Consider the following 14,530-nt stretch of genomic DNA (forward strand, 5'->3'; position numbering starts at 1 on the left):
CTACGCGGATAAATTAAAGTCGATTTGATCTAGATCAAGATTGTGCTATTTTTTTGCATGCTTATCCCGACTGAAGATTTCATCAATTGGCGCGCACCTCACTGATCTTGGACAAATTGATGCAAAAAAATCACTCCGCCGGATACCTGGCAACCATACTGAAACTTATAAAAATACATATAAATCAAAATGATGGGTGGCGGCAATATAAGTTTAGACAGCATCAAGACTTATTCGCCTTATATACAATCTCTTATCCGCAGGCATAGCGCCTTCCTTCACCATGAAATTTTTTTCATCATTGAAACATTTAGTTATGTGCGTTACCGTACCGACAAACTTTATATTTCATCGCTTGTCTCATTAGTCTGATATTAAGCATAAATATAGAGCATCTTCCGATAACACATGAAGCTTGGAGACAGCCATATTTCTAATGAGAAGTGATCCTGAACGACTTGTGACCAAGTCGTCACCCTTAAGGGGCTGACCATGAGAAAGTTGAAAAATGGACCCCCATTGTTTACAGACGACAGCAAGCGGGTTCAGCTCGATTATCTGTCGCCCGCTGCATTTGAGCGCCAGTCCTACGAAAAAGATTGGCGGCATCATCGGTGTCCATTATTGACAACCTATTTCAGTGTACTGCTGCACTCTACACAACAGCTGGTTAATCCACATCCAGGTCAGCAAACAATTGAGTGGACAAATAACGTTCACCAAATGATGGGATCATCACGACGATCATCTTGCCAGCATTTAACGGACGCTTGGCGATTTCAAGGGCAGCCCAAACTGCCGCACCGGAGGAAATTCCGACCAGCAGGCCTTCCTCCTTTGCCAGGCGCCGTGCCATATTGAATGCATCTTCATCTTTAACACGTACTGCCTCGTGGAATATATTTTTGTTGAGTATTTCAGGTATAAAACCTGGCCCAATACCTTGAATAGCATGAGGGCCACGCTGGCCACCGGAAAGTACGGGCGAGGCATCGGGTTCCACGGCAATTATTTGTACGCCCGAATAAATTTCTCTCAATGCTTCCCCTACACCAGTGATAGTGCCCCCAGTTCCCACACCCGCAACAAAGATATCTATCATGCCGTCGGTGTCGCGCATGATTTCTTCGGCGGTGGTGGTACGATGGATGGCAGGATTAGCGCGATTAGCGAATTGCTGTAATACGAGGTAGCGCGGATCGGCTAAAGCCATTTCCTTCGCCCTCTTCATTGCCCCGGGCATACCGTCCGTGCTTGGAGTTAGAATGAGTTCCGCGCCATAAGCCTTCATCAACAGGCGGCGCTCACGGCTCATGCTGTCCGGCATAATGAAAGCGCACTTATAACCGCGAGCTGCACAAACCATAGCAAGGCCAATGCCGGTATTGCCAGACGTTGGCTCCAGGATAATTGTGTCTGGTTTTATTTTGCCTTCTTTTTCAGCAGCTTCGATCATTGAAGCGGCGATACGATCCTTGACGCTGAGCGCGGGGCTGAAGAATTCCAACTTGGCGAGGATAGTGGCATCTATGCCTTGACTCACACGGTTTAATTGCACCAATGGTGTGTTGCCTATCAGTTCCAAAACATTTTTTGCAATCTTCATCTGTACTCCCTCTCTTCTATTCATATTCATATTGCTGCATACAGAGCCGGATGAGTCCGTGTGCTGCATCTAATCAAATAATACCTTACGAGAGGTTTTCCAGTCCAAGCATTTTCGGTTAAGCAATCGTTGAGCGTAAAGGATGTCGCGCGTGACTTGACGTGGCACGGTTAACAATGGAAAGTTCTTGGGCCGTCATTTTTTTCGTGCGAGGCTGGATAAGATCCGTTGGCAGTTGGTGCATCGCCTGATTCGGCCAGTTTCCTGGTTGCACACAAAGCGCCATCCCGAGCCAACATTTCGTTCGCAGCCAACAAACAAAACGTCTGTTTCTGGTTACCGAGATTTTTTGCTGCGCACTTCTTTTTTCAAATTCCCAGCTTTCCTATCTTTGGATGGGTCTTTTCGTTCCGCAAGTTGTTCTTTGAGGTCATTTAATTCCTTTTGCAGTTTGACGACGCTCGCTTTGCGTTGCGCGACGCGCTCATCCCAACGGCTTACGGCTATATCACGCTCCTTGATGGCAGTTTCCACTTCAGCCTGGGCGCGCGCAATCGACTGTTCCTTTTCCTTGACCAACACCTCAATGGGCGGCACTTTGCCAGCGGTTCCCGATACTAGGCTGTGCGTGAGCCGGGTGGCAAGGTCATTTTGCAGTTTGAGCGCTTGCTCCAGTGTCTTGATGTTCATGTTGTACGCTCCTTAAATTTTGACGTTGAAATTGGCGATCGGTAGCGGCGTGACCATGCCAGTCTGGATGTAATCCCCGGTGGTGATGTTGCCCATCAGCGCGATTTTGTTGCGGTTGGACAGCGACATGGCGTTGACGTTGGCGGCAGCCTTGACGTGATTCCCCATGGCGATCAGGTGCCCACCCCACAGGCGCACGGTAGCGCCCAGGTCACTCGCCTCGGCGCTGAGGTGGTCGCAGACATTATTATTAAAGGTCACCTTCTCGAAACGCAGATCGATGTTGTCGGTGTACTGAATGCGCCTGAATTCCACCAGCTGACTGCGGCCCGGGCCGCGGAAGTGATTATCGTCCACCTGCGCGCTGCCGAACATGTAGGTGATCTCGCCCGCGCCGCCAATGAAACGCAGTGCCAGCGGCCCGATCAGCAGCAATGCACGATGTTCGTTCACTGGTTCGAGCATGGCGGGCTGGGTATAACCGACACGGTTACCACTGATCTGGCAGACGGGTATCCAGCCGCCGATGCCGATGGCACTGACGGTCGTGACCTGTTTGCCGTCGGCAGAGATGCCGGTGTCGACCACCTCGCAGTCTTCGATGCGCAGATGTGCGCCAGTAGGCGTCAACACCTCTTCAGCGTACACGCCGATGCCTATTGAGAAATTTGGGGCGTAGCCGCAGTTGCGTACCCGGTTTCCGAGTAATGCAGTATTGCCGCGCACGAATAGCGCCATCCCCAGCAGCAAACAGGATTGCAGCGTGTTGCCGCTGACCTCCAGATCCGCTTCCTGCGTGGAGGTGATGCCGGTGCCGGCCTGGTCGATGCGATTGCCTGCCACGCGGTTGCGTTCGCCCTCGCTGAGGTGTACGGCGAAAAACACCTCGCGCAGATCGTTGTCGTCAATGCGGCAGTCGGTGCAATCATCCACCCGCACACCGTACCATCCGCCGCCTCCGCCATCGAGGTGATTGCCGCTGACAGCCGCGCCGCCGATGCGCGAAATTACGATCCCCGATTGCGGGCCCAGCAATTGATTGTTGCGCACCGCGGCATGATCGGCGGCACGGCCGTTTTTCGCATCGGCCACACAATAGATGCTAGCAGGCACCGTAACTTGACCTTCCTGTGCGATCGCCCCCACGATGTTGCCGGCGATGGTTGCATGGGCGCCGCTGACACGGATGCCACCCCACGCAGCAGAGAGCAGGTCGATCTGGTTGCGGCGCACCTCGCATAGCGCGGCTTCGATATCGATCGCATAGAGGCGGGCGTCCAGATAGTTTCGCAATTGCACGGCATTACCGGGAAATGTGTCTTGCGTGATGCCGGCGCTGCGGCTGATGCGGTTGTCGGCGACGAGCGAACCCACGGTCTGATGGCGTAGTGAGATACCGACCCAGAAATGGCGGATGCGGTTGTTCTCGATGCGGCAAGGCTGCGTGTGATCGGTGTCGATGAGTATGCCGTACTGGCCGAGAGAGCTGCCGGGCTGATTGAGGAACAGGCCAGTGATACCGCCGATGGCGTTGTCCGCGATGCGCAGACCGCCCTGATAATCGCTGCTCAGGATGCCGATGAGAAAATTGTCCAGGCGATTGGCGATTAGCTCGACATCGGTCACGCCGCTCAAATTGATGCCAATGTAGGAGGGCGGCGTTTGCGTCACAGGAACCACGACGGCGAGCGCACAGTGTTCCACCCGCACCCGCGTGCAATTTTCCAGATACAGCAGCGCACCGATGTTGTTATTGGTGGCGGCAGCCGTCGCTTCGAAGCGTATGCTTTCTACGACGATGTCGCTGACCAGCGCGTTGGCGCCGCCGATCTGCAAGGTTCGGTCCAACCTCGCTCCGCGCACAATGGCGCCGGGACTTTCGCCGCGCAGGATGATGCGCGAGGAGAGTATCTGTATGGTGGCGCTGATGTCGTGCACACCCGTTTTCAGGCACACGCAGCCGCCCTCGTCCGGCAGCGAATCGATCGCAGCCTGAATGTTTTCGCCGGGCGCAACGTTAACGGTGCAGCAGCCGCCGCATTCTGGCGGCCAAGGCACACGGCAATCGGTCTCGTCGTCGGGAAAGGTGACGATGGCCAGCCGCGCATAATGGCGATGGATGCCGCGCGGTGGCGCTTGAGTGAAAGTCTCCACCGATGTGTCGGCGGTGCGTGCCGCGGAAACCCAATAGTCGCCGCAGTGGAATCCGCCGCCGGAGGGGTCGAGACCGAATTGAATTTGTATGCCGTTTTCCAGCACCACCCACACGCCTGCTGCCGGCACCGGGATCAGGCCAGTGCTGGCTGCCGCGTCGAGATTGACGATGATATTGTTGTTCGCGTCGCGCACCGTGCCCTTTTGATCCCAGCGCCGAACACGGGTGTGGCGCGCATCCAGCGTGTCGGCTCCGCCGCCGGGAATCAGATTCGCCGGCAACGCGGGTGAAAAACTGATGGTCTGCTTGGCGTCATCGACGGTGATCTTGCGCATCACGCCGCGGCGCAGCGCGGGGTCGCCGTTTTCGCCGCTGAGCTCGCGCCGGTCATCGAGTATCTCCACCCAGTTACCGGTGTTGAAACGCAGCACCGCGTCACGGCCCAGGCTGGCCAATTTAAGTTCGGTGCTGGTCGCGGTCTGAGAGACAATTTCTACTACATTGCTCGCCACGCTCGCGTTGTCGCGCGACCACTTGAAGGTTGCTGCGCCCACGGCGCCGCCGTCGTGGATCTCGATGCGATAGAGCTGATTCTCGAGTCCACGATAGCCGCCGCTGGGCGGCAGTTCGCACGGATCGAGATCGGGCGGCACGCCCTCCGCTTTTATCGACATGCGCCCGGCCGATGGAGCAATGAGCGCTTGCCAGCCCGCCACCGCGCTGTCGGGTGTGATGCAATCGGCGCCGCCGATATTGGCCAGCATCCGCACCTGCCACACGGTCTGCATACGTGTGGTGGTGTCCACCCCCACGGCGCTTTCCACCAGATTGGGTTGCTGGAGATGGGTCAGCTCGCGCTGCCAAACCTCGAGATAGGCGAGGTGTGGCCCGCCGCTGGGCAGGGCAGGCGGCGCCGGAAAATACGGTTGCTGATTGTACGCTAGCTCAGATTTACCGCGCAGCTCGGCCAGCACCGGATCGAACTCCGGCGTGCCGCCGCCGTGATTTTCCGCGAGTAACCCATCCACATACATGCGGCCGCGGCCGATGGTGATGTTGCCGCCGGCGGCCACGATCGTGAAGGCATCCGGCGTCTGCGGCGAGACCACCGCCACGCCGGTGATGCCCGGCGTCGGATGCACGCCGAAGGTATCCACGCTCTCGGCGCGCAAACGCCTGTCCAGCACCGCCACCCACTCGTTCCAATCCGAGTCCAGTTGCACGCGCCCTTGCTGCATCAGCACGCCGGACAGGTCGATGCGGGGATCGAATCGAACCCGGCTGTAATCTCCACTCATAACTATTCTCCTTTAACTTCCGTAAATCAATCCCGCTTCCAGACCAAAACGTAGATATTCTTCCAGCCGCACGCGCAGATTAGTCTCGCGTTGCGGCTGATACAAACCATGCAGCACGCCCATTTCGCTCTCGTCGTGCGCACCGCGGCGGATTTTGTCCGAGGTGCTCTGCCGCAACTGGCAATAACCCGGGTCACCGTAACGCAGCGAGGTAAAGTGCGGCCTTGTTTCCTGGTCGCCTTCCCCCGGCTGGCAATGATAGCGGCGCGGTGTGCGCGAGCCGGGTGGCACCCAGGAAAAGCGCACGCAGCCTTGCTGGCGGCGCTCGGCCCACAGCGGAGCCTTCCATGTGTCGCCTCCGCTGGTGAGCGCGGCGACGAGAAGGCAATCGCTGGCCAGCGTCAGTTGCTGGGTGTGAACCTTGCCGATGACGGTGCAACTCTCCAACGTGAGTGCGCCGCCGGGCGCGAGCGTATCGGCCCCGGGGCCGCGGTAGGCGATGAGGTTTTGCGCAGTTGCATCCACGATGCATTCGTTCAGCGAGACTTCGGCATCGGCCGCGATGTGCAGCGGCGCGGTGATGCAGCGTTCCAGCACCACCTTGGCGAAGGCATGGCTGACCACTAGGCCGGGGGCATCGGCCGCGCCGAACGTTCCCGGCACCAGCGTGCAATCGCGCAGCACGAGATAGCGCGCTTGCGTATCGGCAAAGGCGGCCATCGTCAACGTGCCGCCACTGATCACCCAGCCGTCGAGAATCAACGTCGCCTCTGCGCCGATATTGAGCGCGATATCGCCGCTCGCGGCCAGCAGCGGGCGCGCGCCATTGACCGCGCGCAGCACGACCGTCTTGCCGGCGTTCACGGTAATGCTGGGCGTTTCCACATAGCGGCTGCTGTCAAGTACTTCCACCGTGCCGCCGCTCTGCACCGCGTTGAGCGCCGGTTGCAGCGCTGCGCCGCCCTGCACGGTTTGCACCGGCATGACCGGCACGGCGGGATCGCCGCGCTCGTATTCGCCGCCACCGATAGCGATGGTGAAGCCGTAATGAAAGCTTACCAGCGGAGTCGAGGCTGGCGCATCGGCGAACGCGATGCGGCCCAGCACCGGATCGATGGCCACCAGCCCGGAGCCGGCAGTGGGCTGGTGCGCCCACGCGATGACATTGCCGCCGCCGTCCTTGATGTCGCTGAGATCGCAGATGCGGATGTTGTTGCGCGCAATCAGTTGCGGCGGGTTGCCATCCAGTTCTAGCCACAGACTCTTGCCGGGGCCATAGTAGTCGTCGAGGTGTGCCTTGAGCCAGCGGCGTGCGAGCGGCATGGGCACATTGCGGGGCTCGGCCAGATGACTGATCTCTTCTTCCGTCTCCGGCGTGTTATACAGCGCCATGTCAACGCCCAGCGGATTGTAACGGAAGCGCAGGCCACCGCCGATCAGGGGGTCGGCCACGGCCTGAGAACGCGTCAGTGGAAACGCGCGTACGCGCCACAGATACAGGCCGATGTTGGGGATGTTGTGACGCGGGGCGCCGGTGCTGATGCGCCGCACGTCCACGGTGTGCGCAATCGTGTCAAAGGCAGTGTCGCGCCACTGCAGTTTTTCCCAGTTGCGCAGATTCGGCGCATAGTGCGCGCCTGTGCGCAGATGATTCATGTGTTGCGTCCAGCCCAGCAACTGGAAAAACTCCACCGCCCGCACCGGCCAGCCGGTGACATCACGCGCCAGCTGCTCGAGCATGGATGCCGTGCCCTTGCGGCGGCGGTAGCGGATGGTGTTGGCCACATCAGCGCGCGGCGAGGCCACATTGGGCACCACGCCGTGCAAGGTGCGATAGCCGATGAGGTCGCCGATGTAGGGCGCCACCCACGGTGCGCAGGTTTCGATGAACTGGTCGTCGTAGAGCTGTTCGAGGTTTTCCTGCATGGCTGCCACCTGCTCGCCAATGACGGCGAGCAGCTCGCGCAGCGGATAGCCTTGCTCCGCGTCGCGGATACGGTGGATCGCGGGCAGCAGCTCGTAGAGGCGGTCGGCGGTCGTGTTCACGTCATCTCCTCCAGATAATCGAATGGGCCGTTGTCGAGCAGCAATATCTCGGCGGCTACGCCGTTGCCTTGCGCATCGGTCGTCGCGGCGGCGGGCGTCAGGCGCTCTTCCAGGGTAATGGCAGTGCCACGGTAGAAACGATCCAGGTCCACGCCCAGCACGCCGTCAACCTCCTGCGCCACCGCGATGATTTCGGAGCGCGAGACAATCTGCCCGAAGTCGCGCGCATCGAAAGAGAAGGCGGCGCGCAGCGCGGCCTCGACGTCGGCCAGCACCTTCTTGGCGTCGTGATCCGGATCGCGTTTGATGCGCAGCGCGATATGGAACGTCGCCTGGTTGTAAGCCGCAGTTTCGCAGTGCACCAGCGGGTCGCCGTTCTGTTTAAGGGAGTCGAGTAGCTTGTCCAGCGTCGAATCCGGCGGCTGACCGCCGTCATCGCCGGTGATGCTGATGAACACAGTGCGCCCGGCGCGCGTGTTGAGCACGGCAGCTTGGGCCTTGGCGATGCCGGTGTAGGCGCGCGCGTAATCTTCGTAATCCTGTACCGAGACCACACGTCCGAGCGTGCGCACGCCCAGCGGCATGTTGCGCCGTGCATCGGCCGCACTATCCGCATCCACTCCGCCCGCGGCGGGCAGCGGGTTGCTCACTGCTTTCAAACCCAATGGACGCGAGAGCAGTTGTGCGAGCTGGCCGGCTTGCAGGTTACCCGCTGTGCCGATACCCTTGCGATAAACGACGCGCAGGTTATCCTGACCAGTGGGCAGGCGCGCGCCGTGGTGGCCATCGCCGAACTGGATGGTCCCCGCACCGTCCTCTTCCACGTGCAGCACGTAGGAGCGGTCATCGGCGCCGGCCTTGTAGAGGGTGGGCGTCTCGTGCCAGAGGATATCGTTGACCCGCACCTCCAATGCCGCTTCGGCACCGGTCTCGTTCTCGGCGCCAACGAAGGTGAGCGGTGTGTGTTTGAGGGTGTAGCGTTGATGGCTCTGGCGCGCCGCACCGCTGCCTATGGTTTCCTGCGTGGTCTCACCGTGGGTGGCACGGGCGACGTTGGCGTATATCGCCACAGTGTCACGTAAATAACTGTGGTCGAGAGTTTTATCAAGTGTTATTACAGTAAAACCAGCCTCGACGACGATATCCTTCAGCTGTACCGTCTCACTTTCAACGACGCCCGTCAGATCACTGCGTTCTCCGGTAAGGATTATTCTGCGCCCTTTTTTTAATCCAAGATATATTCGGTCAAGGGAGATGGTGTCACCCTGCACCAGGTCCTCGATAGGTACATCCGCAAGTGCAATTCGCTCGCTCTGAGCGTGCACCGTAATATCACGAAGAGCATCAAGTTTAACCGGCTTATCATCAAACAGACCGTCGAACCATTTATGCCACAGGGCGTTGTCGGCACCTCGGACAAAGACATCCAGGCGACCAGCGGCCCAGGAAGAAACATCGGGACCGGAGCTCAGAGTCCCACCTAGTGACTCCCAGCCTGACCATACACCATCGAACCATTTATGCCACAGCGCATTGTCGGTGCCCCGAACAAAAACATCGATTCTGCCATCGCCCCAAGAAACGGCCGCTGGATCTGAGGTCAGTACGCCGCCTAGTGACTCCCAGCCTGACCATGTGCCATTGAACCATTTATGCCACAGGGCGTTGTCGGCACCCCGGACAAAGACATCCAGGCGACCAGCGGCCCAGGAAGAAACATCGGGACCGGAGCTCAGAGTCCCACCTAGTGACTCCCAGCCTGACCATACACCATCGAACCATTTATGCCACAGCGCATTGTCGGTGCCCCGAACAAAAACATCGATTCTGCCATCGCCCCAAGAAACGGCCGCTGGATCTGAGGTCAGTACGCCGCCTAGTGACTCCCAGCCTGACCATGTGCCATTGAACCATTTATGCCACAGGGCGTTGTCGGCACCCCGGACAAAGACATCCAGGCGACCAGCGGCCCAGGAAGACACATCGGGGCCGGAGCTCAGCACTCCGCCGAGCGACTCCCAGCCTGACCATGTGCCATTGAACCATTTATGCCACAGTGCATTGTCGGTGCCCCGAACAAAAACATCGATTCTGCCGTCGCCCCATGAAACAGTTGCCGGGTCTGAGGTCAGTACGCCGCCCAAGGACTGCCAATTCGACCATATATCCCACCAGGATTGCGCTAAGGAAATTCGGGTTGTTTTCGAACTGACTCCGTAGGCGGTTCGGGTATAAAGCATCACCTGCTCAGCAGAAAGGATTTTGGGTATCCTGCCGGGCTTTTCAATGGCGATATAGCCTCCTGGTAATACAGAGCCATAAGCACTATCGAGAAATAGTTTGGTTTCACCCTCGTCGTTCGCCAACGGCCATTCGTCCCAATCCGATGCAGGTTTGGGGTTGTGCGTTGTCGCGTCATAGGTGACCATTTTGGGCGCGTTACAACCAAAAATGGAAGCGTGTTGATGGAAGATGAAGATGCCCTCATCCAGGGTAACAGACTGTTTCGCCGACAGTGTCCTGATACCGCTCACCAAGGCGTCAACCGACCACCCCTGAATTTTTACTAAAGAAGAGAGGTCTTCTTCGCTCCAGGTTTTGCTGATTATATTTTTGAGAACATTTTCGTCCAGAGCAATCGTTGTCGGAAAATCACTGACATTACCCTTTGGCAGCAAAGGCCTGTTATATACCGCTGGTGACAACAAAGGATTCACGGAAGTGAAATCAATGCGCGTTGTTTTTGTCTTATCATTGGTGTTAATACTCATGATGCGCACGAGTGTTTTAGTACCACTGACAATCAGCAAACTTTCTCCCGGCTTCAGATTACTTGCAATACCCTGAAGAATGACGCTATTCATTTTTGCTGAGAGTATCTGGGGTTGCGTCAGTCGTGGCTTGATGGCATTCCATTCCGGCCGCGCTTCAATACTCTCGACACTCTCGAAGGTCTGCGGCTTTTCGTCGGGGCCGGGTATGCTTTGCACCTTGATACCGATGTCCAGCTTCACTTTGTCGGGTACGCCGGTAGCCTGTTTAGGCTCGGCACTCGCGGCTTGCGGTGGTGCTTCTTGCAGTGTGAAGGCAAGATATGTCTCTGCGGCAACCCCGGGTTTGAGGCGATAGCCGATCAGCCGCGCAAGTTCGCTCAACGACAGACGCTCGCCTGCGGTGCGCAAATAGGATTCATTGGCGAGACGTTCCTGATAGAAGCTCAACACGTCGGCCATGCAGGCATAGGCATCCAGCAGCGCGATGGAAAAATCATCGCTGTCGCGGGTGCGCAATTTCGCCAGCGCCGGATAATCCTGCGATGACAGCCGTGCCTGCAAGCTGGCCAGCACCTCGCTGTGCGTGCCGATGCGATAGGCGATGGCCGCAAGCCCCGGGCGGTTGTAGAGCAGCGCCGGTGCCTGGATGCCCACGCCCGCGCAACAACCGCATGCGTCTTGCGATGTTTGTTCTTCGCCGCTCATTTGCCGCCTCCTATCGAGAGCTTCAACACGCCCCGTTCGGGGAAGTTGGGATCGTTGTCCAGTCGTGCGATCTCCAAGCGTCCGACTGTCAGCACGCCGTCATCCATAGGCTTGGGCTCAGGTGGCGCACGCAGACGCTGAAAAGTGTTGATCACCACCGAGCCCACGCCTTGTATCACCTGCGCCGCTTCATAAATCGCGCTGAGATAAACCGCCTGGCCGAAGGTAAAGTTGTCGGGATGGAACAGCGCAGGCCTACCGTCGTCCAGCCAGCCCCGGCTGAATACGCGCATCAGAGCGGCGCGCACATCGGCGCGGAAATAATCCGGTTTGACGCACACTGTCATTTCCAGCAGCAGCGGCACATAACTCGGGCTGTTCACCTCAAGGTCATATCCGGCCATGCGATAACGCTCGACGTGGTCGCGGATGGTCTGCTCATAGACCGCATCCACTTCTCCGCCGCCTTTGCGATCGACGGTGAGAAACACCGTGTACCAACTGCCGGTCCAGCGGAAAGTGGCAGCAGCGCGCTGTACGCTGGGATGACGTTCGGTAACTTCGGCATAATCCGCCGGGGTGACGGCGCGTTCCTGGGTGCGAAACGCTTCCGGCGCATCGCGCCTGATGTCCTCGGCGTTTTCAGGATCGCTGCCGCCTTGCGCCGGCAGTGGATTCGACGCGCGCAACAGCCGCGCATCGTTGCTGACGATGTGCGCGATGGACTCCAGACCGATGTTGCCTGCCACGCCATTGCCGACGCGATAGCTCGCGCTAAATGTGGTGCTGACGTCGGGACGCTTGCCGTGATAATCATCGCCGAAACGCAGCAAGGCGCTGCCGTTATGCTCACTCTCCACCACGAATTCGCTCGCCCCGGCATCGCTAGCGAGCAGATCGGGGCGCGGCAACCAAGTATCTGGCGTACCCTGGAAATTGCTGGCGAGAGAAATGGCGGGACGGGCACGCTGCGGCTCGGCGGTGGTGATCAATGCTGCGGCATCGGCCAGCGGCGACACCTGCACCTGCCCGCTATCCAGCCGCAGACGATAGGCGCTCACGCCGTCAGACACAGACCACATGCCATCGCCGCCTTGCACTACCACCGGTCCCGCCTGCAACAGCACTCCTTGCGCCTGCAACGCATCGTGCAGCGCCGGTGTAAAACTGCGGGTCTGCAATGCGGTGACGATGGCCACTGTCGCAGTGAAGCTGAACAACGGCGCGGCTGTGAGCGATAAGGCATGAGTAAGTGGACGTTCCGCAAGTCGCGGCCGGAAACGTGGTGGCACGGCCTGCAAGGGCGGACGCTTGCAACTCAATATGTCGCTCTTGGATGCAAGGGTGAGTTGCGAGGCTGACACGACACCCAAATCTTCGCCAGTCAGGGTGCGACCATGATCGGCCAGCACGATATTGCCGTAAGCCGCGCTCACCTCACCGAGATAAGTCGCGCCGTGATCCAGGTCAGTGATAGTCGACAGGCATAATGGAAACGGCAGTGCGTCCTGTTCTACCCAGCGGATCTCGGTAACATCCAGCGGATTATTGTTGGGTACTGGCAGGAAGAAACCACCGCAGGGGTCGCTATCCAAACGCACGTCGGTGAGACGCACCGCCCAGCGATGCGCGCGGTCTGCATCAGCAGCATCTCCAGTGCGCGGGCCGAATTCTTCCGCGAACACCAACACGTCACCCGCCTTGAGATTAGGATAGTGTCCGTTGAGCGTCGCGCGCGTCGCTCCCTTGGGCAGACAGCATTCGCGCTCGCCCCAGGGATATAAACTGAAGCGTGCGTGATCCTGGTAAAGCAGGGTGTCTTCCACCGTCTCGAACACCAGCGCACCATTTGCCAAGGCATCGCGCAGTTGGTCGCCGGACGGGGTGATGCGCTCGGGCGTGTTAGGCACGCGCGTGAGCAACGGTGTGCCGTGCGGAATATTTACACCGTCGTCGTTGACGAACAGTTGCACCCACACGCGGGCATTGCAGCCCTCGTGCACCCTATAATCCACCAGCCGCGCATGGCGGCGCAGCGAGATGCGCTTGCGCGCGGTAGCGAGATAAGCTTCGGTGGCGACGGCGTCTTGCTGATAGGAAAGCTGATCGCCCACATAGGCCAGCATTTCCACCAAGGTTACGCCGACATCGGCAGCGTTGCGGGTGGTCCAATCCGGCATGAGCGTGCTCATGCGGTCCAGCATCAGGCGGCGGAAGCTGGCGTAATCCTTGGCGAGATAATCGAGGCGCGGATTCGTCGCCGGCGGCGTAGGACAGGGAGTAACGCTGGCGCAATCGAAATCCGATTCGCACTGCACCTTGAACGAGAACTGAATCTCGCTCAGGCGCGGATCGAAACCAGCCGGTGGCGTATCGCTGCCGGGACCGCTCAGCAGGCGTAGCGTATACAGCGAAAAATCACCGTAAATCTTGGTGCGGATCACCATGAATTTATTGAGAGGCACGAGGCCGTCGACCAGGCCGGGTGGCTCGCTGGCGGGCAACGCATTAGCGATCGCGACCCACTCGATATCCACGCTCTTGATGCGCTCACCGCCTTCGATGCGGAAGTTATCCTTGGCGAGAGTGGCAGGCACTGCTCGCAGGAACTTCACGAACAGCGTGAGCTGGCGCGTGGAGTCTCCGGGAATACCACTGTCATGCACCTCCAGATATTCCAAACCGTTGAGGGTGCCGTTTAACTTTACTACTTCGCGGCGGCGCTGGTCGCAGCAGTAGTATTTCATAAGCCGCCTCCCGGCGCGATGATCTGCGCCACGCCGCGAGTTTGCGTGCGGCGTTCTACATATTGCACGGTGATGAGCAAGGCGCCGTCCTGCGCCTGCACATCGACGGCGTCGACGGTAATAACGTCGCTCAGCCATTGCTGCAAGGCGCCTTGAATCAGGAACTGCGTGGTCGCCGCCACTTCAGGGCTGGCGGCGGCGAACACCAATTGCATCACACCGCTGCCAAAGTTTGGCCGCATCACGCGTTCGCCCGGCGCAGTGAGCAACACTTGCTCGATGAGGTCGCGAATGTAGCCGGACTCGTCCGTCTGCGCGGTGCGGCCGCGGCCGTCGAATTGGAAGGGATAGTCGATCTGGCGCATAAGTACCTCTAAAAATTCAGAGTTCGCCCAAATGCAAGGCGCGGAAAAAATTTTGCAGCGCCGCATATTGAGCAATATGTAAGCAAGAAATTTTTTGCGAGCATCCGCTTCGCGGCTTGCCTGCATACCCCGCTACCGCAACGC

General features: G+C 58.6%; 7 protein-coding genes. All 7 read right to left on the minus strand.

What is annotated here, in order from left to right; genetic code table 11:
* Nucleotides 1-670: 670 nt before the first annotated feature.
* Nucleotides 671-1,606 (minus strand): cysteine synthase A, encoded by a 936-nt coding sequence (cysK, locus tag MJ768_RS11840; protein WP_239292053.1) that lies wholly within the window; start codon nucleotides 1,604-1,606, stop codon nucleotides 671-673.
* Between the two features lie 336 nt (nucleotides 1,607-1,942).
* Complete coding sequence (locus MJ768_RS11845; protein WP_239292054.1) at nucleotides 1,943-2,296, minus strand: hypothetical protein; 354 nt, start codon at nucleotides 2,294-2,296, stop codon at nucleotides 1,943-1,945.
* 12 nt (nucleotides 2,297-2,308) lie between these two features.
* Entirely contained in the window at nucleotides 2,309-5,749 is a 3,441-nt protein-coding gene (locus MJ768_RS11850; protein ID WP_239292055.1) for a DUF6519 domain-containing protein, read from the minus strand.
* Between the two features lie 12 nt (nucleotides 5,750-5,761).
* A complete protein-coding gene (locus MJ768_RS11855) occupies nucleotides 5,762-7,795 on the minus strand; it encodes a hypothetical protein (RefSeq protein WP_239292056.1) in 2,034 nt (677 codons plus the stop codon).
* Nucleotides 7,792-11,274, minus strand: coding sequence for a putative baseplate assembly protein (locus MJ768_RS11860; RefSeq protein WP_239292057.1), 3,483 nt, complete (start codon nucleotides 11,272-11,274; stop codon nucleotides 7,792-7,794). The genes MJ768_RS11855 and MJ768_RS11860 overlap by 4 nt, the downstream gene beginning before the upstream one ends.
* Nucleotides 11,271-14,021 carry a putative baseplate assembly protein gene (locus MJ768_RS11865; protein ID WP_239292058.1) on the minus strand — a complete coding sequence of 917 codons (2,751 nt, stop codon included), beginning with the start codon at nucleotides 14,019-14,021 and terminating at the stop codon, nucleotides 11,271-11,273. Before MJ768_RS11865 ends, MJ768_RS11860 begins: the two co-directional genes overlap by 4 nt.
* A complete protein-coding gene (locus MJ768_RS11870; protein WP_239292059.1) occupies nucleotides 14,018-14,512 on the minus strand; it encodes a GPW/gp25 family protein in 495 nt (164 codons plus the stop codon). The genes MJ768_RS11865 and MJ768_RS11870 overlap by 4 nt, the downstream gene beginning before the upstream one ends.
* Nucleotides 14,513-14,530 lie beyond the last annotated feature (18 nt).

The organism is Candidatus Nitrotoga sp. 1052, from assembly GCF_927312905.1.
Taxonomy (GTDB): domain Bacteria; phylum Pseudomonadota; class Gammaproteobacteria; order Burkholderiales; family Gallionellaceae; genus Nitrotoga.

Excerpts from the sequence above, each read along its gene's own strand:
- cysK (WP_239292053.1), bottom strand. The coding sequence starts at position 1,606 with ATGAAGATTGCAAAAAATGTTTTGGAACTGATAGGCAACACACCATTG.
- MJ768_RS11845 (WP_239292054.1), bottom strand. The coding sequence starts at position 2,296 with ATGAACATCAAGACACTGGAGCAAGCGCTCAAACTGCAAAATGACCTT.
- MJ768_RS11850 (WP_239292055.1), bottom strand. The coding sequence starts at position 5,749 with ATGAGTGGAGATTACAGCCGGGTTCGATTCGATCCCCGCATCGACCTG.
- MJ768_RS11860 (WP_239292057.1), bottom strand. The coding sequence starts at position 11,274 with ATGAGCGGCGAAGAACAAACATCGCAAGACGCATGCGGTTGTTGCGCG.
- MJ768_RS11865 (WP_239292058.1), bottom strand. The coding sequence starts at position 14,021 with ATGAAATACTACTGCTGCGACCAGCGCCGCCGCGAAGTAGTAAAGTTA.
- MJ768_RS11870 (WP_239292059.1), bottom strand. The coding sequence starts at position 14,512 with ATGCAGGCAAGCCGCGAAGCGGATGCTCGCAAAAAATTTCTTGCTTAC.